The following is a 22,612-nucleotide window of genomic DNA, read 5'->3' as shown; positions in this document are numbered from 1 at the left end:
AGGCTGCCTGAAATTGAGTACGCGACCCACCCATCGGTCCCGACTCGGGTCCGCTACGCGTCGACTGGTCTCGTGAACCTCAAGCGCCTCCTCATGTTCGTGCTGCTCGGCGTGCTCGTCGGCGTCGCGATCTTCTGGGCGCCGGGACGCTTCGCCGACTCCTCGTCCGGCAACGACGGCGGAGGCTCGAGCTCCTCGTCCCAGTCCGGCTCGCCGGGAGCCGACCCGAGCTCCAAAGCCGGATCCGGGTCCGGCGAGAAGTCGGAGAAGGACCCCGAGCCCGCGACCGAAGCGCTGCCGGAGGCGGCCTCGACGCCGAGCGAGTCGGGCCTGCCCGGCCTCACCGAGAAGCCACGTACGAAGACGGCGGCGCTGATCTCGGAGCCGCTGCCCAAGCAGGCGGTCCGCAAGGGCACGCTGGTGGCCGGCTACCCGGCAGCGCTCGAACCCCCGTCACGCACCACGGTCGACGTCTCCAGCGTCTCGCCCACCAAGGGCGCGCTCCAGGTCGCACTGACCGCGAGCTGCCGGAAACCGTGCGACGTACTGCGTCACTTCCGGACCACCCTCGCGAAGCACGGCTTCAAGGAGGTCACGACGACATCGGTCGAGAACACTCCGGCGATGTCGATGCACCGCGGCGACGAGACCGTGAGCGTCACGGTCACCCACACCGGCCGCCGCAACGTCGACTTCACCCTCTACTCCGTCCTCCACACGAAGACCTGAGCCGGTGTATCTGTCTCTCAGCGACCGTCCCACCTCGAGTGCCGAGCCGCGGCAGACCGGCGGGCGGGTCTCCCGGACCGTCGTCACCCTCGGCATCGTCAGCCTGCTGACCGACATCTCCTCGGAGTCGGTCTCGGCGATCCTGCCGCTCTACCTGACCGCGGTGGTCGGGCTCTCTCCGGTGGCGTACGGGCTCATCGACGGGCTCTACCAGGGCGTCTCCTCGCTGGTACGGATCGCGGCCGGGTGGGCGGCCGACCGCACCGACCGGCCGCAGCCGGTGGCGCTGGCGGGCTACGCGATGAGCGCGGTCGCGCGGCTCGGCCTGATCTTCGCCGGCGGCTTCGGGACGATCTCCGCGGCGATCTCGCTGGACCGGGTCGGCAAGGGTGTACGCACCGCTCCGCGCGACGCGATGATCGCCGCCTCCAGCGACCCGGCGCATCTGGGCCGCAGCTTCGGCGTCCACCGGGCTCTGGACACGATCGGGGCCACGCTCGGGCCGCTGCTGGCGTTCGTGATCCTGTGGCGGATCGCCGACGGCTACGACACCGTGCTCGTCGTCTCGCTCGGCTTCGCAGTGCTCGGGGTGGCGACGATGGCGTGCTTCGTGCCGTTCCGCACCGGCGCCGTCCGCCGGACCGCTCCTCGCCGCAGCGGGCCGCGCCTCAAGGCTCCCAAGGTGCGCTGGCGCACCGTGCTGACGCCCGGTCTCGCGCGGGTGACCGGTGTGTCCGCCGTGCTCGCCCTGCTCACCATCGGTGACGGGTTCGTCTACCTGGCGCTGCTGGAGACCGGCGGCTTCGCGGCGCAGTGGTTCCCGGTCCTGTACGTCGGGACCAACCTCGCCTACCTCGCCCTGGCCGTCCCGATGGGCAGGCTCGCGGACCGGGTCGGGCGCGTCAGGGTCCTCGTGCTCGGCCATCTCCCGCTCGCGGCCGCCTACCTGTGCGCCGCGACCGGGTCCGGCGCGCTCTGGACCACGTGCGCCGCGGTGCTCCTCCTCGGCGTTTTCTACGCCGCGACCGACGGCACTCTCGCCGCGGTCGCCGGGCAGCTGGTCCCCGAGACCGTACGCGCCAGCGGCATCGCCACCGCCCAGACCGCCGTCGCGCTGGCTCGCCTCGTCGCGGCGACCGGCTTCGGCCTGCTCTGGTACGCCGTCGGCCCCCGGATCGCGATGCTCGCGGTCTGCGCGGTGCTGCTCGCCGCGATCCCGGCCGGGCTCGCCGTGATGCGGAGGGCGGTGCGATGACGACGTTCTGGGTCAAGCAGCGCACGGCGATCTTCGGCGCGATCGTCGTGCTCGTCACGGCCGGCGTGACGGCGTACGCCCTCTCCGCGATCGCGGAGAACGACCGACGTACGTCCCGAGCCACCGACGCGACGACCACCTCCCTGAAGCAGATCGAGGAGGGGCCGAGAATCCTCTTCCGGCACACCGGACGCGACGCCGACTACGGCCACGTCGGCGCCGTGGCACTGGCCGACCCCGACGGCGCCCGGGCGCTCACCGACCTGAGCTGTGACCGGGTCTACGCGCAGGCGCAGTCGGTCTCCTGCCTGGTGACCGAGCGGGGCGTGGTGAGCCGCTACCGGGCGACCGACCTGGCGACCTCGGCGCCGGGAAAGGCCTGGAAGGAGGTCGACGGGACCGACCTGCCGGGGCTGCCCAGCCGCACCCGGATCTCGCCGGACGGACAGCTGGTCTCCTCGACGGTGTTCGTCAACGGCGACTCCTACATGGTCAGCGGCTTCTCGACGCGCACCCTCATCCGCCGGATCGGCGGGGCGAGCTACGGGGACCTGGAGAAGTTCAGGCTGGTCGTCGACGGCCGCAAGGTCTCCCCGGTCGACCGCAACATCTGGGGCATCACCTTCGCCGACGACGACCGCACCTTCTACGCCACCGTCGCCACGGGCGGGCGGACCTACCTGGCCCGCGGCGATCTCACCGAACGCTCGCTGACGACCATCGCCGACCACGTCGAGTGTCCGTCGCTCTCCCCCGACGGCACCCGGATCGCGTTCAAGGAGGCCGACAAGGACGGCACCCGATGGACGCCCGCGGTCCTCGACCTCGCCACCGGCCAGCGCACCGTGCTCGCCGGTGAGACCCACAGCATCGACGACCAGATCGAGTGGCTCGATGACGACACCGTCCTCTACGGCCTGGAGCGCGAAGGCGAGCCGGTCAGCGACGTGTGGGCGCTCGACACCTCGGCCTCCGCTACCCCTCGAGTGCTCGTCGCGGAGGCGGCCTCGCCCGCGGTCCTACGCTGAATCGGGTACTCCATCGCGGGTCTGCCCACCCACCTGCCGAGCTTCGGTTTGCTGTGGGGATGACCGTTGAGGAGACTCACGCCGCCGCCCCCAGGATCGAGCCCAGGATCGAGCCCAGCGCGGACGTCGACGACCGTGCCACGATCGGCGCCGGAACCGTTGTCTGGCACCTGGCCCAGGTCCGCGAGCACGCCCGGGTCGGCAGCGAGTGCATCATCGGCCGAGGGGCGTACGTCGGTCCCGGGGTCGTGGTGGGAGACCGCTGCAAGATCCAGAACCATGCGCTGGTCTACGAGCCGGCGGTGCTCGAGGACGGCGCCTTCGTCGGGCCGGCGGTGGTGTTCACCAACGACTACCTCCCCCGTGCCGTCAATCCGGACGGCACCCTCAAGGACGGCAAGGACTGGGAGGCCGTCGGCGTGACCGTACGCACCGGCGCCAGCATCGGCGCCCGGGCCGTCTGCATCGCGCCGGTCACCATCGGCGCCTGGGCGATGGTCGCAGCGGGCGCCGTGGTCACCCGCGACGTACCCGACCACGCGCTGGTCGTCGGGGTCCCGGCGCAGCGGATGGGCTGGGTCGGGCACGCGGGCGCGCCGCTGGTCGCTCAGGGCGATGCCTGGCGCTGCCCGAAGACCGGCACGCTCTACGTCCTGCGCGGCACGAGCGAGGACGACGGGCTGGTCGCGGTCTGACGCGTCGATCGACCGAGGGTCAGGCGGCCCGCCACTCGGCCTTGTGGGCAATGCTGACCGCCGCGATCTGCGAGGAGACCCCGAGCTTGGCGAGGATCGACTTCACCTGGGTGCGCACGGTCGCCTCGGACACCACGCGGAGCTTGGCGATGTCGCCGACGGTGAAGCCGTCCATCAGGTGCTCGAGCACCTGCGACTCCTTCGGGGAGAGCTGGGCGAGCCGGCGACGGATCTCGATGACGCCCTGCTCCTGCCCCACCCAGGCCCGGATCAGGCGCTCACGGTCGTCGACGTCGAGGACGCTGAGACCGTAGTTGAGCCTGCGTACGGTGCCCAGGATCTCGCCCAGCGGCACCGTCTTGGGCAGGACCGTGCGAGCCCCGACATGCAGGGCGTGCCCCCAGCGGGTCTGGTCGGTCGAGCCCGTCACCACGACGACGTCGGCACCCGCCCTGGCGAGCGGCGCGATGAGGCGTACGCCCGAGCCGTGCTGCCCCAGGTCGAGGTCGAGCAGGACGATGCGTGGCTGGGAGCGCATGATCAGCGAGGTGAGCTTGGCCTCCGAGAGCGGCTCCTCGGGCAGGTCGACGCGGTGGGCGTCGTAGCCCTCGAAGGTGAGGGCCAGCTCGAGCGACTCGGCGAACAGGGTGTGGTCCTCGACGATGACCACCTTCACCCTTTTACGCGGCGACACCACGGCGACCTCCCCGGGTCGGGGTGTCGTGCTGGTCGGCCCCGTCGCCTGTCCCGCCATCGGCACAACCGAGCATCGGGATGCCGAGGACAAAGGTGGTGCGCTCGCTCGCCTCGACCAGCTCGAGGTAGCCGCCCTGGCGTTCCATCAGGTCTCGCGCGGCGTGCAGGCCGATGCCCTGGCCCGTCGAGCCCGGTCTGCTGACGCCCCAGGCGAAGATCCGCCGGCGCAGCTCCGGCGGGACCCCCGGCCCGTCGTCGGTCACCGCGATCTCGACCGAGGTGCTCGCCGGCTCGGCGGCACGTACCTCGATCCGGACCGATCCGCTCCCGTGGACCGCGGCGTTGTCGAGGAGCACGTTGAGCGCCTCGGTCAGCTGGTCGGAGTCGCCCAGCGCGAGCATCCGGCTCGGGCGCCACACCACGTCGGTGCCCTTGGCCTCATGAGCGAGCACCATCGTGGCCACCACGGAGTCGAGGTCGATCACCTCGGCCCGCATCTCGCCAGCCCCCACCTCATCGGCCAGAAACTCATCGGTCCGCGGCTCCGGGATCCCCGGCCTCGCGGCATCCTGCTGCCGCTGGACCATCCGCTCGAGCCGCTCCAGCTCGCTCTGCACCATCGCCGTCATCGCGGCCCGCCGGTCGTCACCGATCGCACGCGGAGAGCTGAGCAGCGTGGTCGCCGCCCGGATCCCGGCCAGCGCGGAGGCAGCCTCGTGCAGCCGGGCTCGTTCATCCCGACCGACTCTTGACATCGACACAGCTCTCCCAGGTCATCCTCGTCCCACGGCCTCCCAAGACGCGGCCAGGCGCACGAAACACGTGCGGACCTGAAGGTCCGACATGAACAGCGCCCTACGGCAAAGGGACTGTACTCACTCGATCCGGGGGACGTATCGCCTACCTATTTTTGGTTACCGGCCGTTACCGACTGGTGCCTGAAATTGAGGAATGGCGAGCATCTGGACCCCATATGGAGGGAGTCCCGGGTCCCATACTCGGGTGGCCATCCTCGATCATCCGCCCGTGCCGCCGCAGCCGGAGCCTGCGGACGAACCCCCCGCGCGCGGATGGCGTCGGGCCCGCAAGCCACTGATCGGGCTGCTGGTGTGCCTCCTCCTGCTCTGCGCCGCGGCCCTGACCGGGGTCCTGTGGCTTCAGGCGAAGGTCGAGGGAAACATCCAGCGACTGCCCGACACGTTCGCCGGCCTCACCGACCGGCCAGCCAAGCCCACCGCCGGGTCGGCCGCCGACGCGACGAACATCCTGGTCCTCGGCACCGACACCCGCTCAGACATGCCCACCACCGGAGCCGAGGCGCCCGGCTGGGAGCCGGGCCAGGCACGCTCCGACACGATGCTGCTCGTCCACATCGACGGCGACCGCGACTCCGCCTCGGTGATCTCGATCCCGCGCGACTCCTGGGTCGACATCCCCGGCCACGGCAAGGGCAAGGTCAACTGGGCCTACTCCTTCGGTGGCCCCAACCTCACGGTCGAGACCGTCGAGAAGATGACCGACGTACGCATCGACCACCTCACCGTCATCGACTGGGACGGCTTCAAGGCCCTCACCGATGCGATCGGCGGCGTCGACATCGACATCCCGAAGACCGTCTACGACTCCGCCCGTGACGTCCGCTGGGAAGCCGGCCGCCACCACCTGAACGGCGAGGAGGCTCTTCTCTACGTACGCCAGCGCTACGGCCTCCAGGACGGCGACCTCGACCGCGTAGCGCGCCAGCAGGCCTTCCTGCGCACGCTGCTCAAGCAGACCCTCGAGCAGGAGCTGCGCAAGAACCCCGACCAGGTCCTCGACCTGCTCTCCCTCTTCTCGAAGCACGCCTCCGTCGACGACGACTGGTCCACCACCCAGATGGCCAAGCTCGCCGCCTCCCTGCGCAACCTGCGCACTGACGACATCAGCTACCTCACCGTCCCCACCGACGGCACCGGCATGGTCGGCGACCAGTCGGTCGTACGCCTGGACCCCTCCCGCGACCGCGACCTGTGGCGCGCCGTCCGTGAGGATCGGATGGGCGAGTGGGCCGACGACAACCAGGATCTGCTGACGCCTGACGTCGTCCGCTGACCGGAGAACGTCGATCACCGGTTGGTCACGGGGTGGCCCAGTCGGACGCCCGCTCGTGGTCGTGGGCAGGGACCACCTTCACTGAGGCTGGCAGGGCATGGAGACGGTGCAGCGTGCGCCAGGTCTGCTCACGATCCACGTCCACCAGACAGCCGGGGAAGCCGGAACGCTGGCGCAGGTGCTCGATCTGCAGCCCGTGCCACGCGGCGTCTCCGACGAGCAGGACAGGCCCGCCCGCGGTGGCGAGCATGACGCCGACGCTCCCGGGCGTGTGCCCGGCCAGGTCCACCAGCACGACGCTGCCGTCGCCGAAGAGATCGTGGCTCCGCTCGAAGGTGAGGACCGGCGGCCCGTCGAGGGAGAACTCCAGAAGGTCCCGATCCGCGAGCCCCCGGCGTACGCCGCCCACCGGCGCCTGGTCCCCGGCAGCGGCCCAGGTCAGCTCCTCGTCATGGAGGATCGCTGGCAGATCCGGGAGGTCGAGCAGCCCCGAGACGTGGTCCCAGTGGGCATGAGTGCTCAGGGCGAGGTCGGGTCTGACTCCTGCCGTCGCGAGGGCCTCGATCGTCGGGATCGTCGTCGCCGGCGGTCGCACGGTCCGCCGCAACAGCGGCTGGAGCTCGGACACCGCCTGGGCGTCAGCGTCTCGCGGCACCGCCGGGTCGATGAGGATCGTCGCCTCGGGATGATGGACCACGAAGGACTGGAGACTCAGCTGATCCGCGCCCGGCATCCCCTCGTACAACAGCCGGCTCGGAACCGGCCGCGGTCGTTGCCGCAGCGTCTGCAGCCGGACGGTTCTCGTCGCCGGTGGCAACGGACCCTGCGCGCGCTCCGACAACGAGTCCAGCAGGCGCCGGTCGGCTCGTCTCGGCGCCACGAACGAGCGAGCCCCCGCCACAGCCGTCTTCACCAGCTGCCGGGAGGTGTAGGCGGCGGGCAGCGGATCGAGTCCTGCGAACGGGTTGGGTCGGTTGCGTAGTTCCATGTCCCGAACGCTAGAACTTCAGGTCGACCTGAAGGCAAGATGCCTTTCATGCGGATCTCATTGGCCGCCGACCTCGTCGGCGTACCTGCCCACGTCCTGCGGCACTGGGAAGACGAAGGGGTGCTCGCGCCGAGCCGGCAGAACGGAAATCAGCGGGACTTCACCGATCAGCACGTGAACGAGGCGCGGATCATCCATCGCCTTCGCCAAGCCGGCATCGGCCTCGCGGAGATCAGAGAGCTCCGATCCGCCCCTGCCGGCCACCGCTCGGCTCGGCTGACAGCCTCAGCCGACCGGATGGCCGCGGAGGCGAACCGACTCGCTGCGGCAGCCACCTTCCTGCGCCACACCGCGGAGTGTGAGCATCCGGTCGTCGACGAGTGCCGGCAATGCCGCGACTACGCGATCGCCGAGGAGGCAACCTCCCCGAGATCGACCCGCTCCGGACGCGGCAACCCGTAGTGATCCCGGAGAGTGACCCCGGTGTACTCAGTCCGGAAAAGCCCCCGCTCCTGCAAGATCGGCACGACAGAGGAAGCAAACGCCTCGATCCCCGACGGAAGCACAGCGGGCATGATGTTGAACCCGTCAGCAGCACCGTTCTCGAAGTAGTGCTGGATGGTGTCGGCAACCTGGACAGGGGTCCCGGTGAAGGTGCGATGACCACGCCCACCACCCAGTTTCCCGATCAGCTCACGGACAGTCAGCCGATCACGACGAGCCCAGTCGACGACGAGCGTGTAGCGGCTCTTGGCACCCTCGATGGAGTCCTCCGAAGGCAGATCGGCGGGTAGCTCCGAATCCAGGTCCAGCCGCGAAGGATCGACGCGGAGCAGCTGAGCGAGCTGGGCGACGGCGTACTCCGGAGCGATCAGCCGGTCGAGCTCGGCCTCCAGTTCACGTGCCTCGGCTTCGGTCTCGCCGAGGACCGGGACGATCCCGGGCAGGACAAGCACGTGGTCAGGATTGCGGCCGGCACCGACGACGCGCCGCTTGATGTCGGCGTAGAACGCCTGGCTCTCGGCCAGCGTCGGCTGGGCGGTGAAGATCGCCTCGGCCCAGCGGGCCGCGAACTCCTTGCCGTCGTCGGAGGAGCCGGCCTGGACGAGCAGCGGGTGACCCTGCGGCGACCGCGCCAGGTTGAGCGGGCCCTCGACCGAGAAGTGAGGCCCGACGTGAGAGATCGGCCGAATCCGGTCACCGAGCGCATGCACCCCAGCGTCCTTGTCCGCCACGATCGCGTCGTCGGCCCAGCTGTCCCAGAGCTTGGTCGCCACCTCCAGGAACTCCGAGGCCCGCTCGTAGCGGGTCTTGTGCAGCGGCTGCCCCTCCAGACCGAAGTTGCGCGCCGCGGCGTCCCCGGCCGTCGTGACGATGTTCCACCCGGCCCGCCCACCGGAGATGTGGTCCACCGAGGCGAGCCGCCGGGCGAGGTTGAACGGCTCGTTGTACGACGTCGAAGCGGTGGCGATCAGGCCGATGTGCTGCGTGGAGACCGCCAGCGCGGACAGCAGCACCGTCGGCTCGATCCGCCCCGACGGCCGACGGCCCGGCTCGCCGAACAGAGCCGGGGAGTCGGCCAGGAACAGCGAGTCGAACTTGGCCTCCTCCGCCACCCGCGCCAGATGCTGATGCGCCGCGAGCGACAGGTTGGCGTGCGGGTCCGAGGCCGGCAGCCGCCACGACGCCTCGTGGTGACCGGTGTCGAGCAGGAACAGGTTGAAGTGGAGCTGTCGGGCGCCCATCAGGCCACCTCCTCCTCGACCACGCCGAGCTCGGCCAGCAGCTGGGCCCGCAGCGCCGCGAACCGCGGGTCGCCCGGGCTCCGCTTCGCGCCCAGGTCGATCCGGAGGTCGGAGCCGACGACTCCGTCGACCAGCACGATCACCCGGTCGGCGAGCGCGATCGCCTCGTCGACGTCGTGGGTGACCAGCAGGATGGCGGGGTTGTGGGCGGCGTACAGCTTCTTGAGAAGCTTGTGCATCTTGATCCGAGTCAGCGCGTCCAGGGCGCCGAACGGCTCGTCGGCGAGCAGCAGCTGAGGGTCGCGCACCAACGACCGCGCCAGCGCCGCGCGCTGCTGCTCGCCACCGGAGAGCTCGTGCGGCCAGGCCTTGTCGCGGCCCTCGAGCCCGACCTCGGAGAGCGCCTCGAGACCACGCTCACGCGAATCCGACCCCCTCAACCCCAGGGTCACGTTGTCCAGCACCCGCCGCCACGGCAGCAGCCGGGAGTCCTGGAAGACGACCGAGACCCGCTCGGGCACCTCCGCGACACCCGAGCCCGAGACGGCGCGGTCGAGACCGGCCAGCGCCCGCAGCAGCGTGGACTTCCCGGAGCCCGAGCGCCCGATCAGCGCCACGAACTCGCCGCGAGCGATGGTGAGATCGAGCCCGTTGAGCACCCCGCCGGCCTCGGAGAAGCTGCGGCGCAGCCCCTCGACGCGTACGGCGGGTTCCCTCAGTGACTCTCCAGCGTGCGTCGCCATGCCAGTGCCTTCCTCTCGGTGAAGCGGACGATGCCGTCGGCGACCAGGCCCAGCAGGGCGTAGACGACCAGGCCGACGACGATGATCTCGGTCTGGCCGTAGCTGGACGCGAGGGTGATCATGTGGCCGATGCCGCTGGTCGCGTTGACCTGCTCGACGACCACGAGCGACAGCAGCGCGTTGAGCACCGCGAACCGCAGCCCGAGCAGGAAGCCCGGGGTCGCACCCGGCAGCACGACATGCCGGACGAACGCTCCACGGCGCAGGCTGACGGTCTCGGCGAGCTCCGCGTAGCGGCTGTCGATGCCACGCAGCCCGTTGTGGGTGTGGATGTAGATCGGGATGAGTACGCCGAGGGCGATCGTGATCACCTTCATCGGCTCCCCGATCCCCAGCCACAGGATCAGCAGCGGCATCAGCGCCAGGCTCGGGATCGCCCGCTTGACCTGCACCGGACCGTCGATCAGCGCCTCACCGACCCGGCTGAGCCCGGAGACGAGCGCGAGCGCCAGCCCGACGCCGACCCCGATCACCAGCCCGAGCGCGGCCCGGTAGGCCGAGGTCGCGAGCGCCTCGGGAAGCCGTCCGTCGGCGATCAGCCGCTGAGCAGTCTCGACCACGACCCACGGCTCGGACAACGTACGCGGATCGAGCACACCCGTCGCCGAGGCGAGGCACCACAGACCCAGGAGCAGGATCGGTCCGATCCACAGCGTGCCGGGAACCCGCGGCCCTGGGCCGAGGCGGCGGCGTACGACCCGCTTGTCGCCGGCCTTCTCGGAGACGACGCCGACGATCGGCGCCTCGACGGCCGTGGTGGCCATCACTGACCGCCCTTCACGGCCTCGGCGATGACCTTCTCGTAGCGGCGGTCGTAGAGCTCGGTGACGTCCAGCTCCGGATGGTCCTGCTCCCTGGAGAGGATGTCCGCGGTCTCCTGGTGACGCTTGATGAACTCGTCCCAGTTCTCCGGGATGACCGTCTGCCCTGACGACTCGAACACCTTCTTGCCGTCCTCGAAGGTCAGACCCTCGTGGTCGACGTAGTAGGCCTGGATCCACTCGTCCGGATGCTCGTCGACCCACTTCTCCGACCTGACCCACAGCGCGAGGAAGTCCTTGAACGCGGCCGCCTTGGCGGCGTCCTCGAAGGTCTCCTCCGGCCCGTAGATGAGCGTCGCGTCGTCACGGATGCCGGTCCGGATCGAGGTGGCACCGTCGCGGCCGTACTTGGCCAGGTAGGAGGTCAGCTGCGGCCCACCCAGCGGGGCGACGTCGACCTGGTTCGAGGCCAGCGCGTTGGCGAAGGTGTCGTCGACGCTCTGGATCTCCACCAGCTCGACGTCCTCCTGGCTGAGCCCGGCAGCCTCGAGCGTCTTGAGGACCAGCGCACCCTGAGCCTGGCCGGGCGAGTAGGCGATCTTCTTGCCCTCGAGATCCTCGAGCGTCTTGACCTTCGACTTCGGGGCGATGCCGAGCTCGTAGATCGGGTTGTCGAGCGGGTCCGGGTTCTCGGTGACCGCGACGATCTTGACCGGGGTGTCGGTCCAGGTCGCGAACAGCGGCGGGATGTCGGCGACGTAGCTCGCGTCCAGCGCGTCTGCGCGGAACGCCTCGATGCTCTTCGGACCACCGGAGATGTTGGCCCACTCGATCTCGTAGCCCTCGACCTCGTCGATCAGGCCGGACGCCTTCAGCGCCACCTCGATCGGCGGCAGCCCGAGGCGCAGGACGGTCCCCTCCGGGACCTGGTCGGGGAGCGCCGCGTCGGCGGCGAGCTTGGAGGCACTGGACGCATCGGCGCCGCCGCACGCCGTCAGCCCCAGGAGCAGGGTCGAGAGAACGGCGGCGATGGCGGTCAGGCGCGGTGGGGTGGGGCGGATCATGGCTCTCCTCTGGTTGGTCCGTCCAAACCAGAGTAAGTCACTAGAGTTTAGCCATAAATGCCCGTTCGGATCCTGAGACCGCCGAGAAGTCAGGTACGCAGGCCGAGACGTCACTTGCGTCGGCCGAGTTGGCATTCGATTGCCATCTCAGCCGACGGGAGCGACGTCTCGGCGGGATGGGGTCAGACGCGGTCGAACCAGTCGGTGAACCCGGAAGGGTCGTGGCGACCGAGGATCCCGTGCTCGAAGAGCCCCCAACCGACAGCGCCAGCGGCATCCGCGACCCCCGGACCGCGCGCGACCGCGTGCCCGACGTGATCGATCACCCCGAACGGCACCCGGCCGACGACGTCGGGCGCCTTCATGTCATAGGTCAGCCGCTCGGTGAACCCGGCGCCCTTCCAGATCCCGTGGGACCAGTCGGAGTCGCCGCCGTAGCCACCACCGACATGGATCGGCACCCCCAGCAGCGAGGAGACCTCGAGCACCAGCGGCTCCCCCGCCGGTGTCGAGCACGTGATCGTCGCACCCTCCGGGAGCCTCGTCCCGTCCTGGTAGCGGATCCGGACGTGCGGCCAGCCGAGCTGCTCGACCCGGCCGTCGGCGAAGGTACGGGTGCAGTCGTTGAGGGTGCGGTGACCGTCCGGGGTCTCCTGGATGATCAGGACGACGGCGAACTCCTCGAACCGCAGCGGCACATAGAGCCACCACATCCCGTCGAACCCGGGGTCGGCCGGCTTGCCCGGCGGCAGCCCCTCGCCGGAGGGGCGGATGCCCCAGGACCGATCCCGGGTGCCGACCCAGCGGTCGGGGTCGACGACGATCGTCTCGCCGTCGACCTCGATCACCCCCTCCCAGGTCCCGACCTGCGCAAACCTCTGCGCATCGAGCACTGTCGCCGCACCCTGACGCATCACGTGCGGCTGCTCCTGGACCACCTCGAACGAGCCCTCCCATCGCAGATCCAGGGCGATCCCGTGGGTCTCCTCCATCACCAGCCGAAGCTTCCGCAGCGGCTCCGAGACCTCGATCCGGTACGCCCCGACCTGCTGCTCCAGCCGGTCACCGCCCCGCGGATCGGCACCGTCACCCAGGTGCACCGCGGTCTGCTCGTCGCCACGGCGGAGCAGGACGTACGCGTCCTTGGTGCCGAGGTTGGGATAGAACCCCATCCCGGAGATGAGAAAGATGTCGCCCGTGCGGTCGTGGGCGTTGAGGTAGCAGCGGTCGTAGAAGTTGCGGTCGCTGCTCCCAGCCCAGGCCACCGGTCGCGGGAGCTGGTGGATCGGGTACTCGTCGAGCGGCCCGACACCGACGTACTCTCCGTGCGCCCCGCTCACGCGCCGACCTCGTCCAGCATCGCCTCGAACATCGCCCGGTGATAGAGCACCGACTCCGGGTCCTCGGGCGCCTCGATCTCACCGAAGTGGATCTGCCGCGCCGCGATCCGCAGGTAGATGATCCCCCACATGACGGCCGCGTGGACCTCGTGCCAGGTCAGGTCGCCCAGCTCGACGCCGCTCGCCGCGGCATAGGTCTTCCGGACCTCGTCGGCGGTGAGGAAACCCGGCATCCCGGGCAGCTCCAGCATCGCGGCCAGGTCCTCGAAGATGCGGTGGGCGAAGATCATCCAGGTCACGTCCATCTCGCGGGGCCCGAGACTGACCATCTCCCAGTCGAGGACCGCCACCGGCGCGAAGTCGCGGTAGATGATGTTGCCGATCCGCGCGTCACCCCAGCACAGGACGGGCTCGCCGCCGTCTTCGGAGAGGCCAGTCTCGGGAAGGTGTGCCTCGAGCCAGGCCAGGCCTCGCTCGACCAGCGGCGAGCGGCCGCCCCATTCCTCGGCAGTGGAGGCGAAGGCGTACCAGGCCCGGGTCTTGGCCAGGTTGCGGGCGACCAGCGTCTCGCCGGAGTGACCGGCCGCGGCTGGATCGAGGAAGCCGAACCGCGAGGCGGCGTCGGGGATCGAATGGAGCCCGGCGAGCACCTCGACCGAACGCCGCTGAAGCGCCGCCCGGTCCGAGGGCGAGGCGTCGAAGAGCCAGCTGTCGCCGAAGTTGTAGGGCATCACGTCGGGCGGGACGACTCCCTCGACCCGCTCCATCAGGAAGAACGGCGTGCCCAGGACCGAGCCGCTCATCTCGGCGAGGCCGACCTCCGGCACCGGCACGGGAGACAGCGAGCCGGCCAGGCGCATCGCGTCGTACTGCGCCTGCAGGTCATAGGTCGCGAAGACGGGAATGTCCTCGGGGCGGGGCGCCACCCGGAGGACGTACGCCTTCGTCTGCCTCTCTCCGGCGACGGTCGAGGTGACATCGAGCAGGACGGTCTCGCTGGAGAGCCCGTTGGCGTCGATGCCTCCGATGAGGGCTACGTCGGGGTCGGCACCGGGCGGTAGCGCCGTAGCCAGCCACTGCTTCAGCCTCGCGCCGATCGCCGCAGGGTCGCGGCCCGATCGCTGGAAGGTCATCTCGGGCGGTGGGGGCGCCTGGGTCACGTGCTCCTCCTGGTGGCGTGTGAGTCAGGTCACACACCACCAGGTTGGTGGAACACGTTCTAGTTTGTCAACCGATCAGAACTGGATCTTCGCCGGTGTCTCGGTCGGCGCGGCCTTGGTGACGAACGCCTTCCGCTTCGCGGCGAACCCGAAGCGGTCGTCGAAGAAGTCGCGGGCCATCTCGGCCAGCTCGATGCTCTGGTAGTAGGACATCGGCATCGCACAGGCACGGCGTGCCTCGCGCGCCGCCAGGGCCGGGACGTACGCCTCGGGCTCCGCAACGCTCTGCGCCAGGTGGCGCAGCCAGCCCTCGAACTCCGCCGCGTCGCGCGGACCGAGATCGCTGACCATGCCGATCCGCGCCGCCTCAGCCGCCGAGATCGGCAGCTTCGCGCCGAGCAGCTCATCGGCCTTCTCGGCGCCGACCCGGCTCGGCAGGCCCCAGGTGTGCAGCTCGGAGCCGAAGATGCCCATGTCGTAGTAGGGGTTCAGCACGACACCGGCGCGCGAGACCGTGATGTCGGCACAGAGGCCGGCCATCACCCCGCCGGCTCCGGCATTGGCGGTGAACGCGGCGATGGTCAGCTGCTCGGCCTCGGCGATCGCCAGGCAGAGCTCGTCGATGGCGCGGATGTTGTCCCAGGCCTCGGCCGCCGGGTCCTGCGCCGCCTCGATCACGCCGAGGTGGATGCCGTTGGAGAAGGCGTGCTCGGTGCCGCGTACGACCAGGACCCTGGTGTCCTCGATGAGCGCCTTGCGGACGGCATCGGTCATCCGCCGGCACTGCTGGGTGTGCATCGCTCCGCTGTAGGAGCGGAGGGTGAGGTAGCCGACGTCGCCGTCGCGCTCGTAGGTCGTCTCGGCCAGCGCATCCGGCATCCGCCGGTAGGGCGCGTGCCCGGGGTCGAGCACCCAGGCCGCCGGAAGCTTGGGACCGCGCTTCTTCTCGAGCGTGGCCGCGTAGCCGACCCACAGAGTCCCCTCGCCGGTGGCGATCGCGACCGCGTCAGTGTCGACACCGACGATGGTGCCCGGTTCCACGTCGCCATGGTCCTCAGGCGTCGTGGCGGCGTCGAAGAGGCAGTACGTCTTCCCGTCGACGATCGCCGGCGCACCCGGGGCACCGTCGGCCGCCGCGATCCGCCGGGCGATCTCGGTGGCTGGCGCGGACCAGTCGATCTCGAAGGCCTTGCGGCGCAGCAGCGGCAGCTCGCCGGCGCCCTCGACCCCGGCGGCCCACTCCTCGGCAGGCTTCGGCGCCTCCTCCGCCGCGACCATCCGGAGGACCTCCGCGACGCAGTCCATCGCGGCATCGGCGACCGGGCCGTTGTAGAGCGCGCTCTTCGCGATCGGGATCTCGGGCATCGCGAAGGTCTCGGTCGCCCAGACCGGGCCGGCGTCCATCTCCTCGACGGCCGACAGCGCGGTCACGCCCCAGCGGTCCCGTCCGTCGAGGGTGGCGTGGTCGAGCGAGGACGGGCCCCGGTCTCCGACCGGGCCCGGGTGGATCACCACCGTTCGATAACGACCCCAGACCGCCTCCGGCACCCGGTGCTTGAGGAACGGGCACAGGATCAGGTCAGGCTCGATCGCTTCGACGGCCGCCACCAGGGACGAGTCGTCGTGGACCGGCGCCAGGAGGACACCGACGTCATGGCCGCCCTCTTTGAGATCGCACCAGACGCGTTGGGTAAGACCGTTGAACGCGGAGACGAGCAGAAGAATGCGCATGTGGGGGAAGTGTCCTTCTTGTCAGTAGCCCGAACAGACCTCGTATCCCCCGAGGGGTATTTATCCCCCGAGGGGTGTCACTGTATCGGGCACGTCCGGCCGAGCGCACGTTGGTGTCCAGACGAGGGACGGAAGACCTGGTGAGGCCCGGGCCGCTCGCCCCGGTCTCATGCTGGGCACCGCGCTGCCGTCTTGTCGACGCCTGTAAAGATGGCTCTGTCAGGAGGGGACAATGACAACAGTCGACGACAACCCGATCAACGGGTTGATCGATCTCGTCGGGACGAGTAGCGACGAGATGGCGCGCGAGCTGGCCAAGTTCCGGATGCGCTACAAGTTCGCGATCGACGAGGTCTCGACCAAGATCGCGATCCTGCGCGAGGAGTTCGAGCACGCTCACGACCACAGCCCGATCGAGCACGTACGCACCCGGCTCAAGACGCCCGACAGCCTCCTCGCCAAGGCCCGCAAGATCGGCTGCCCGCTCACCCTCGAGGCGCTCGAGCAGCAGATCCGCGACATCGCCGGGATCAGGGTCGTGTGCCCGTTCGTCTCCGACGTCTACTGGATCATGGAGATGCTGGGCAGCCAGTCCGATGTCGACGTGGTCGAGGTCGAGGACTACATCGCCGACCCGAAGGCCAACGGCTACCGCAGCCTCCACCTGATCATCAAGGTCCCGGTCTACCTCTCCGACCGGGCGGTGGACGTGCCGGTCGAGCTGCAGATCCGCACGATCGCGATGGACTTCTGGGCCAGCGTCGAGCACTCGATCTACTACAAGTACGACGGCACCGTCCCCACGACCCTGCGCGACGAGCTCGGCGCCGCGGCCCGCACCGCGGCCGACCTCGACGCCACCATGGCGCGGCTACGCAGCGAGGTCCACGGCCCGGTTCGCTGAACCGGGCCGCGGACGCTCACAGGCTCAGCGGCCGTTGACGAACCGCTGATACTGGGCTCGCGCCTCGTCCGGCGTGATCGCCCGGTCGAGGAACATCAGCGAGTCCATCCGGCAGTTGCACGGGTTCCGCTCGACGGTGTCCTGCGGGAACGATCCGCCGACCTTGTAGCCGCGCGGCAACGTGTCGGAGGTGCCGGTGCCGTCAACCTGCCACGGGTCACCGGGAGTGGTGTAGAACCCCTCGACGGCCTTGCCGTTGCGGTAGAGCGCCATCTTGCCCGTGGTGTAGTCGAACGTCGCCGTCAGGTGCACCCACTGACCTCGTGGCAGCAGGGTCTGCCAGTCCGCTGAGGCGGCGAAGGTCTGCGAGGCCCCCTCGTCGAGCCGGCGTCCCAGCGCGACCAGGCGCAGGGTGCCGTCGACGTTGATGAGCTCGAGCAGGGCGCGTACGCCATGGCCGTCGGAGTTGCCCGAGAGCACCCCGGCCAGTCCGATCGCGTTGAACCGGTCCGTCGGATCAGCGGTCACCGAGTTGAGTGCCGGCCCGTCCATGTCGACCTTGAACCAGCCGGCCACGGTGATCTGCTCGGCTCCCGCGAACGGCGCCAGCGACGCGACTCCGTTCTGGTTCCACGACCCTGCCTTCCAGTCGTCGTTGCCGTTGACCTCCGGGTTCAGCTGCTGGGTCTGCAGCGCGTTGTTGCTGGTCCGGTAGGCCGAGTCGCGCACCTGCATGGCGTTGCCGCCGTTGACCTGGTTCAGCAGCGTCCGCGAGAAGCCCTGGTCCTCCTCGCGCGACCCCGGGGCGAAGGGGTGCTCGAAGTCGTAGTAGCTGACCAGGTCCTCGCGCAGCGACGGCACGACCTCGCTCGGCCAGGGCCGGTGCACCGTGTTCACGACCTTCCAGATCTTCCCGTTGGCCTTGGCCAGCAGGTAGAGGTTGCGGCGGGAGTCGGTGCCGAAACGCAGGTCGACGCGCGGGTCGTCGACGAAGTCCTGCATCGAGAGCCGCTTGCCCGAGGTGTCGAAGAGCTGCATCTGGTGCAGGGTCGCCTCCCGGCTGCTCCCCCGGCGCATCTGCTTGGCATCGGTCCAGTAGACCTCGCCGTTGACCAGGTCCCCGAAGACGTACTTGCCCTTCAGGTCGTTGAACCGGCCACGGTAGACGACACCGCCGCTGACCGCGTGGCCGCTGTCGGAGGTGCAGGAGTAGTTGGCCGGCGGGTCGTGGTCGAAGGAGGCCACCGGAAGGGTGAAGCCGGACATGTCGTAGTCGTCGGGGACGGTGTAGAGGGCACACTCGTCGGTGTTGTCGTAGAGCAGCCGGCCCTCGATCTCGCTCCAGCCGAGGTTGTCCCCGGCCCGTACGTCGTAGACGGCCTCGATCGCGTGCTGGCCGATGTGGCCGAGCAGGAAGGTGCCCTTCTCGACGTCCCAGGAGAACCGGTGCGGGTCGCGCATGCCGTACGCCCAGATCTCGCCGATCGCACCCTCGCGGTCGACGAACGGGTTGCTGTCCGGGACCCCGTACGCCCCGTTGCGCCCGTCGCGGGCGAGCGGGTCGATCCGCAGGATCTTGCCGAACGGGTTCCCGAGGTTCTGCGGGTCGTCGCTGCGGACGCCGTTGCCGCCGTCGCCCGAGGCGACGTAGAGCAGCCCGTAGTCCTCGTCGCCGGGCCTGGCGGTCGGGTTGAAGTCGATCTGCTGGATGGCGTGGATCTGGCCGGCGAAGTCGATCCGCATCACCTCACGGCTGGTGCCCTCGAAGGTGTCGGCCGCAGGATCGGTGGCATCCCACTCGGTGACCACGCTGACCGTGCGTCCGGAGCCGGGGTTGGTCTGCGACGGGAAGGTGGGCGTCTTGGCGAAGCCGCCGAAGCGCTCGGTGTGGGTGGTGTAGAAGAGCCCGTTCGTCTCGAACTCGGGGTGGAACGTGATGAACCCGGCGCCGCTGCCCAGCCCGGCACCGGACCAGAAGTCGACGAAGTGGTCACGGAGATTGAGGTACTCGTGCTGCTGTCCGCCCTCGAGCAGATACATCGGCCCGTTGAGGTCGGGGACGTACATCCGGCCCGAGCCGTCGGGGACCTCGCCGATGAAGTTGATGCGGTTCTGACGGACCAGGCGCTGGTCGGTGGGGGCGGGATAAGGCTCGGTCTTCGGCAGCTGTGCGACCTCCTGGAGGACGAGGCCGAGACTGCTGCGTAGAGGCTGTTCGGGGATGGGGTCGGGGACGGGCTCGCTGCCGGGGATGGCGGCGTTGGCAGAGAGTGTGGGGGTGAGTAGCGCGGCGAGCATGGCGCCCACCGCGAGACCGCCCCATAGACGTGAGGTTCCCATGGGTGTGTTCTCTCCTTACCGAGGTTCAGTGATGACGGAGGCCCGCGACGGTGACGTCACGGATGCGACCGAAGTTGTCGAAGGAACCGAAGCCGAACCGGCCTCCGGTGAAGGTGGTGTCGGTGGCGGTCATCCGGGGCTCGTCGGCACCGTCGAGGTAGACCGCGATCGCGCCCGTGCGGGCGTTGTAGTCGAGACGTACGTCGTGCCACTCGGCGTCGGTGATCGACGGCGCGGCGCCGACGGTGCCGTTCCACTGGTGGTCGATGCGCAGCCGGTCGGCGTCGTTGACCACGAAGATGCCGTTGTGGGGGTAGATGGTGTTGTCGGTCGAGAGGTGGGCGTAGTAGAAGCGCGTCGGGGACTGGTAGTTCCAGACCAGGATCACGTCGCGGTTGGTGACCTCGACGGCCTCGTCGATGCGGACCTCGGCGCGATAGGTCAGCGAGCCGAGCTGGGGCCCCTTGGTCACCACGGCGTACTCGAAGGGGCGTCGCGGGCCGGGCTGCGCCGTCCCAGGCTCGGTCAGGATCACCTGGCCGCCCTCGAAGGCCCACTTGTCATCGGTCACCGGATCCCAGTCGGCGAGGCTCGCCCTGGGCTTGACCACGGCCAGGCCGGGTCCTTCGGTCGGCTGTGTATGTGTCTGGGCATGGGCTCCGGCGACCGGAGCGGCCAGAGCCACTGCGAGGGCGACCACACCGGCGCGTACGCCTCGCCCCACCATTCGGTTCAGCTTCCATCTCATGGTGCTTTCCCTTCCCCTAATCGGGACCGTCGGTGGTCCCTGCTGAGGTTGTTGCGGCTCCCCCGAGGTAGAGCTCGGCCATGCGCGGGTCGGCGAGCAGGTCGGCAGCGGCCCCTGCGATGTGCACCTTCCCCAGATCGAGTACGCAGCCCAGGTCCGCCGACTCCAGGGCCCGCCGGGCGTTCTGCTCGACGAGCAGGACCGCCAGACCGGCGTCCCGCATGCGTACGACCTGCTCGAACACGGTCGCCGTGGTCTTCGGGTCCAGGCCCATGCTGGGCTCGTCGAGCAGCACCACCTTCGGGCTCACCATCAGCGAGCGGGCGAACTCGACCTGCTTCTGCTGGCCGCCCGAGAGCGCGCCGGCGAGGGCGTTCCACCGCTCGGCGACGACCGGGAAGAGCGTCTTCACGAAGTCGGTCCGCTCCTGGATCGCGGCCGCGTCGCGCACCGTGTAGGCGCCCAGGCCGACGTTCTCGGCCACGGTCATCTCCTTGAAGACGGAGTGGCCCTGGAGGACATGGGCCATGCCCGCGCGGAGCATCTGCTGCGGCCCGTTGCGGGTGACGTCGACACCGTCGACGGTGATGGTCCCCGAGCGGGGCGTCAGCATGCCGCTGGCGACCTTGAGCACCGTGGACTTGCCGGCTCCGTTCGGGCCGACCAGACAGACGATCTGACCTGCTGGAACGGTGACGGTGAGGCTTCGCAGCACCAGCGCCGCACGGCCGTAGCCGGCCTCGATGTCGCGCAGCTCGAGAAGAGGTTCAGACACCAAGGTAGGCCTCCAGGACTCGTGGGTCGTTCTGCACGTCCGCCGGCGCACCGGAGGCGATCGGGCGGCCGCGGTCGAAGACCACGACATGGTCGGAGAGGCTCATCACCAGCTCCATGTTGTGCTCGACGATGACGAAGGTGCGGCCCTCGGCGTTGAGCTCGCGCACGAGCGTGGCGATCCGGCCGATCAGCGCCGGGTTCACGCCGCCGGCGGGCTCGTCGAGCATGATCGTGTCGGGCTCGGCCATCAGCACCCCCGCGAGCTCGAGCAGCTTCTGCTGCCCGTAGGAGATGTCGCGGGCCTCGCTGCGCTCGAGGTGCTCGATGCCGACCCGGGCCAGCAGCTCCCGCGCCCGGGCGATGTCGTCGGGGTTGTGCGCCCCGCGCAGCCTGTGGACCAGCCCCTTGGACCGGACCCCGGCCAGCACGTTGTCGAGCACAGTCATCCGCGGGAAGATCCGGCACAGCTGGAAGCTGCGCCCGAGCCCGGCCCGCGCGATCCGGTGAGGTGCGTGGCCGGTCACGTCGCGACCCTGGTAGGTCACCGTCCCCGAGTCGGGCCGGATCATCCCGGTCACGCAGTTGAAGAAGGTGGTCTTGCCCGAGCCGTTCGGGCCGATCAGGGCGTTGATCTTGCCCTCCTGGAAGCTGACCGTGGCCTCGTCCACGGCGCGTACGCCGCCGAATGCCTTGGTCAGTCCCTCTGTCTCCAAGAAGCTCATGACTTCGTCTCCTCGAGCGCCTTGCGCTCCTCGGCCAGCTGGGCGGCGTCGATCTCGCGGATCGAGGTGTCGCCGGGTCGGAACCGGTCGAACTGCGCGGTCAGCCAGGGGATGACCCCGTCGGGCATGAAGAGCACGACCAGGGCGAGCAGCAGACCGAGCGCGACCAGGTGCAGCTGGGTGTCGCCGTACTGGTTCTTGAAGAACTCGACCGCATAGCCCACGATCACCGCGCCGACGACCGGACCGAGCAGGCTGCGTACGCCACCGAGCAGGGACATCAGCACCAGGTAGGAACCGGTCAGGATCGAGAACTGGAAGATCGGGTCGAGCGAGCCGAACCAGAGGGCGTACATCCCGCCCGCCATTGCGGTCATGAACGCCGAGACGACGAAGACGACCAGCTTGTAGGCGAACGTGGGCACACCCAGCGCCTGGGCCTTGTCCTCGTCCTCCCGGATCGCCTTGAGCCCGGTGCCGAGCCGCGACCGGTCGATCACCCACCACAGCACGAGGGCGACCAGGGTCAACGCCACGAACAGGTAGAAGAACCGCTCGTGCTGCTCGGGCCGGAGTACGTCCGTGCCGAACGGCCGCGGCACCCGCAGCCCGTTGGACCCGCCGGTCACGTCGGCCCAGCTCTGCGCGACCAGCAGCAGGATGAGCACCAGCGCGATCGAGACGATCACGAACGAGGCGCCCCGGACCCGCAGCGACGCGATCCCGATCGGCACCGCCGCCAGGCCCACGAGCACGGCCGCGAGGACCATCGAGACCCACGGGTTCACCCCGGCCTCGGTCACCAGCAGGGCGGTGCCGTAGCCACCCAGCCCGGCGTAGGCGGCGTGACCCAGCGAGATGTAGCCGGTCAGCCCGCCGACGAAGTTCCACGCCACCGCGAGCGCGGCGTAGCTGGCGATCACGACGCCCACCGACAGGATGAACGGGTCCGGCGCGAGCGCCGGGAAGGCGAGCACGAGGCCCAGTGCGACGGCTGCCGCGACGAGCTTCGTCACCAGGACGGATCGGCCCGGA

General features: G+C 69.7%; 22 protein-coding genes. 7 read left to right on the top strand and 15 right to left on the bottom strand.

Annotated elements, in window-relative coordinates; translation table 11 throughout:
• Positions 1-72: 72 nt before the first annotated feature.
• Genes OG801_RS20545 through OG801_RS20530 form a run of 4 tightly spaced genes read left to right on the top strand, consistent with a single transcriptional unit; the run spans position 73 to position 3,707 of the window.
• Positions 73-729, top strand: a complete 657-nt coding sequence (locus OG801_RS20545) for a hypothetical protein (RefSeq protein WP_406030965.1) — start codon at positions 73-75, stop codon at positions 727-729.
• Positions 730-733: 4 nt separating this feature from the next.
• The gene (locus OG801_RS20540) at positions 734-1,984 is read left to right on the top strand and encodes an MFS transporter (RefSeq protein ID WP_406030963.1); all 1,251 of its coding nucleotides are present in this window, start codon (positions 734-736) and stop codon (positions 1,982-1,984) included.
• A complete protein-coding gene (locus OG801_RS20535) occupies positions 1,981-3,012 on the top strand; it encodes a hypothetical protein (RefSeq protein ID WP_406030961.1) in 1,032 nt (343 codons plus the stop codon). Before OG801_RS20540 ends, OG801_RS20535 begins: the two co-directional genes overlap by 4 nt.
• Positions 3,013-3,071: 59 nt before the next feature.
• A complete protein-coding gene (locus OG801_RS20530; RefSeq protein WP_406030960.1) occupies positions 3,072-3,707 on the top strand; it encodes a DapH/DapD/GlmU-related protein in 636 nt (211 codons plus the stop codon).
• 19 nt (positions 3,708-3,726) lie between these two features.
• Here the strand turns inward: OG801_RS20530 and OG801_RS20525 are convergent, their stop codons facing one another.
• Positions 3,727-4,383 (bottom strand): LuxR C-terminal-related transcriptional regulator, encoded by a 657-nt coding sequence (locus OG801_RS20525; protein WP_406030958.1) that lies wholly within the window; start codon positions 4,381-4,383, stop codon positions 3,727-3,729.
• 4 nt (positions 4,384-4,387) lie between these two features.
• Positions 4,388-5,158 carry a sensor histidine kinase gene (locus OG801_RS20520; RefSeq protein ID WP_406030956.1) on the bottom strand — a complete coding sequence of 257 codons (771 nt, stop codon included), beginning with the start codon at positions 5,156-5,158 and terminating at the stop codon, positions 4,388-4,390.
• A 247-nt stretch (positions 5,159-5,405) separates the two neighbouring features.
• Between OG801_RS20520 and OG801_RS20515 the strand changes: the two genes are divergently transcribed.
• A complete protein-coding gene (locus tag OG801_RS20515) occupies positions 5,406-6,494 on the top strand; it encodes an LCP family protein (RefSeq protein ID WP_406030954.1) in 1,089 nt (362 codons plus the stop codon).
• A gap of 25 nt (positions 6,495-6,519) precedes the next feature.
• On the opposite strand, the gene OG801_RS20510 is transcribed toward OG801_RS20515, so the two are convergent.
• A complete protein-coding gene (locus tag OG801_RS20510) occupies positions 6,520-7,482 on the bottom strand; it encodes an MBL fold metallo-hydrolase (RefSeq protein WP_406030952.1) in 963 nt (320 codons plus the stop codon).
• 48 nt (positions 7,483-7,530) lie between these two features.
• Here OG801_RS20510 and OG801_RS20505 point away from each other — a divergent pair, with 48 nt between their 5' ends.
• Positions 7,531-7,944: a helix-turn-helix domain-containing protein gene (locus tag OG801_RS20505; RefSeq protein ID WP_406030951.1), complete on the top strand. Its 414-nt coding sequence runs from the start codon at positions 7,531-7,533 to the stop codon at positions 7,942-7,944.
• Here the strand turns inward: OG801_RS20505 and OG801_RS20500 are convergent.
• The 7 genes from OG801_RS20500 to OG801_RS20470 all read right to left on the bottom strand — a co-directional run bounded on the left by OG801_RS20500 (position 7,881) and on the right by OG801_RS20470 (position 16,086).
• Positions 7,881-9,227 carry an LLM class flavin-dependent oxidoreductase gene (locus OG801_RS20500; RefSeq protein WP_406030949.1) on the bottom strand — a complete coding sequence of 449 codons (1,347 nt, stop codon included), beginning with the start codon at positions 9,225-9,227 and terminating at the stop codon, positions 7,881-7,883. The two genes, OG801_RS20505 and OG801_RS20500, sit on opposite strands and share 64 nt — an antisense overlap.
• Positions 9,227-9,970: an ABC transporter ATP-binding protein gene (locus OG801_RS20495; protein WP_355020330.1), complete on the bottom strand. Its 744-nt coding sequence runs from the start codon at positions 9,968-9,970 to the stop codon at positions 9,227-9,229. The genes OG801_RS20500 and OG801_RS20495 overlap by 1 nt, the downstream gene beginning before the upstream one ends.
• On the bottom strand, positions 9,943-10,794 hold the full coding sequence (locus tag OG801_RS20490; protein WP_406030947.1) for an ABC transporter permease: 852 nt from the start codon (positions 10,792-10,794) through the stop codon (positions 9,943-9,945). The genes OG801_RS20495 and OG801_RS20490 overlap by 28 nt, the downstream gene beginning before the upstream one ends.
• Positions 10,794-11,855: an ABC transporter substrate-binding protein gene (locus OG801_RS20485; protein ID WP_406030945.1), complete on the bottom strand. Its 1,062-nt coding sequence runs from the start codon at positions 11,853-11,855 to the stop codon at positions 10,794-10,796. The genes OG801_RS20490 and OG801_RS20485 overlap by 1 nt, the downstream gene beginning before the upstream one ends.
• A gap of 182 nt (positions 11,856-12,037) precedes the next feature.
• Positions 12,038-13,195, bottom strand: coding sequence for a hypothetical protein (locus OG801_RS20480; protein ID WP_406030943.1), 1,158 nt, complete (start codon positions 13,193-13,195; stop codon positions 12,038-12,040).
• Positions 13,192-14,355, bottom strand: coding sequence for a phosphotransferase family protein (locus tag OG801_RS20475; RefSeq protein WP_406030942.1), 1,164 nt, complete (start codon positions 14,353-14,355; stop codon positions 13,192-13,194). Before OG801_RS20475 ends, OG801_RS20480 begins: the two co-directional genes overlap by 4 nt.
• Before the next feature lie 75 nt (positions 14,356-14,430).
• A complete protein-coding gene (locus OG801_RS20470; RefSeq protein ID WP_406030940.1) occupies positions 14,431-16,086 on the bottom strand; it encodes an enoyl-CoA hydratase-related protein in 1,656 nt (551 codons plus the stop codon).
• Positions 16,087-16,318: 232 nt separating this feature from the next.
• Here OG801_RS20470 and OG801_RS20465 point away from each other — a divergent pair, with 232 nt between their 5' ends.
• Positions 16,319-16,990: a GTP pyrophosphokinase family protein gene (locus OG801_RS20465; RefSeq protein WP_355020324.1), complete on the top strand. Its 672-nt coding sequence runs from the start codon at positions 16,319-16,321 to the stop codon at positions 16,988-16,990.
• 24 nt (positions 16,991-17,014) lie between these two features.
• Here the strand turns inward: OG801_RS20465 and OG801_RS20460 are convergent, their stop codons facing one another.
• The 5 genes from OG801_RS20460 to OG801_RS20440 are packed head-to-tail and all read right to left on the bottom strand — an operon-like array spanning position 17,015 to position 22,593.
• Positions 17,015-19,330, bottom strand: coding sequence for a PQQ-dependent sugar dehydrogenase (locus OG801_RS20460; RefSeq protein WP_406030938.1), 2,316 nt, complete (start codon positions 19,328-19,330; stop codon positions 17,015-17,017).
• 25 nt (positions 19,331-19,355) lie between these two features.
• Positions 19,356-20,078 carry a hypothetical protein gene (locus OG801_RS20455; RefSeq protein ID WP_406030936.1) on the bottom strand — a complete coding sequence of 241 codons (723 nt, stop codon included), beginning with the start codon at positions 20,076-20,078 and terminating at the stop codon, positions 19,356-19,358.
• Positions 20,079-20,094: 16 nt separating this feature from the next.
• Positions 20,095-20,853, bottom strand: coding sequence for an ABC transporter ATP-binding protein (locus OG801_RS20450; RefSeq protein ID WP_355020321.1), 759 nt, complete (start codon positions 20,851-20,853; stop codon positions 20,095-20,097).
• Positions 20,846-21,577, bottom strand: a complete 732-nt coding sequence (locus OG801_RS20445; protein WP_406030934.1) for an ABC transporter ATP-binding protein — start codon at positions 21,575-21,577, stop codon at positions 20,846-20,848. Before OG801_RS20445 ends, OG801_RS20450 begins: the two co-directional genes overlap by 8 nt.
• A complete protein-coding gene (locus OG801_RS20440; protein WP_406030932.1) occupies positions 21,574-22,593 on the bottom strand; it encodes a branched-chain amino acid ABC transporter permease in 1,020 nt (339 codons plus the stop codon). Before OG801_RS20440 ends, OG801_RS20445 begins: the two co-directional genes overlap by 4 nt.
• Between the last annotated feature and the right edge of the window lie 19 nt (positions 22,594-22,612).

Origin of the sequence: Nocardioides sp. NBC_00163 (assembly GCF_045206295.1) — a bacterium.
GTDB lineage: Bacteria > Actinomycetota > Actinomycetes > Propionibacteriales > Nocardioidaceae > Nocardioides.
The sequence above is the reverse complement of the archived record's forward strand: the minus strand, read 5'-3'. Positions and strand labels throughout refer to the sequence as shown.

Coding starts and splice junctions, on each gene's coding strand:
- OG801_RS20510 (WP_406030952.1), bottom strand. CDS start 7,482: ATGGAACTACGCAACCGACCCAACCCGTTCGCAGGACTCGATCCGCTG.
- OG801_RS20470 (WP_406030940.1), bottom strand. CDS start 16,086: ATGCGCATTCTTCTGCTCGTCTCCGCGTTCAACGGTCTTACCCAACGC.
- OG801_RS20495 (WP_355020330.1), bottom strand. CDS start 9,970: ATGGCGACGCACGCTGGAGAGTCACTGAGGGAACCCGCCGTACGCGTC.
- OG801_RS20530 (WP_406030960.1), top strand. CDS start 3,072: ATGACCGTTGAGGAGACTCACGCCGCCGCCCCCAGGATCGAGCCCAGG.
- OG801_RS20500 (WP_406030949.1), bottom strand. CDS start 9,227: ATGGGCGCCCGACAGCTCCACTTCAACCTGTTCCTGCTCGACACCGGT.
- OG801_RS20505 (WP_406030951.1), top strand. CDS start 7,531: ATGCGGATCTCATTGGCCGCCGACCTCGTCGGCGTACCTGCCCACGTC.
- OG801_RS20490 (WP_406030947.1), bottom strand. CDS start 10,794: ATGGCCACCACGGCCGTCGAGGCGCCGATCGTCGGCGTCGTCTCCGAG.
- OG801_RS20520 (WP_406030956.1), bottom strand. CDS start 5,158: ATGTCAAGAGTCGGTCGGGATGAACGAGCCCGGCTGCACGAGGCTGCC.
- OG801_RS20535 (WP_406030961.1), top strand. CDS start 1,981: ATGACGACGTTCTGGGTCAAGCAGCGCACGGCGATCTTCGGCGCGATC.
- OG801_RS20485 (WP_406030945.1), bottom strand. CDS start 11,855: ATGATCCGCCCCACCCCACCGCGCCTGACCGCCATCGCCGCCGTTCTC.
- OG801_RS20445 (WP_406030934.1), bottom strand. CDS start 21,577: ATGAGCTTCTTGGAGACAGAGGGACTGACCAAGGCATTCGGCGGCGTA.
- OG801_RS20455 (WP_406030936.1), bottom strand. CDS start 20,078: ATGAGATGGAAGCTGAACCGAATGGTGGGGCGAGGCGTACGCGCCGGT.
- OG801_RS20465 (WP_355020324.1), top strand. CDS start 16,319: ATGACAACAGTCGACGACAACCCGATCAACGGGTTGATCGATCTCGTC.
- OG801_RS20460 (WP_406030938.1), bottom strand. CDS start 19,330: ATGGGAACCTCACGTCTATGGGGCGGTCTCGCGGTGGGCGCCATGCTC.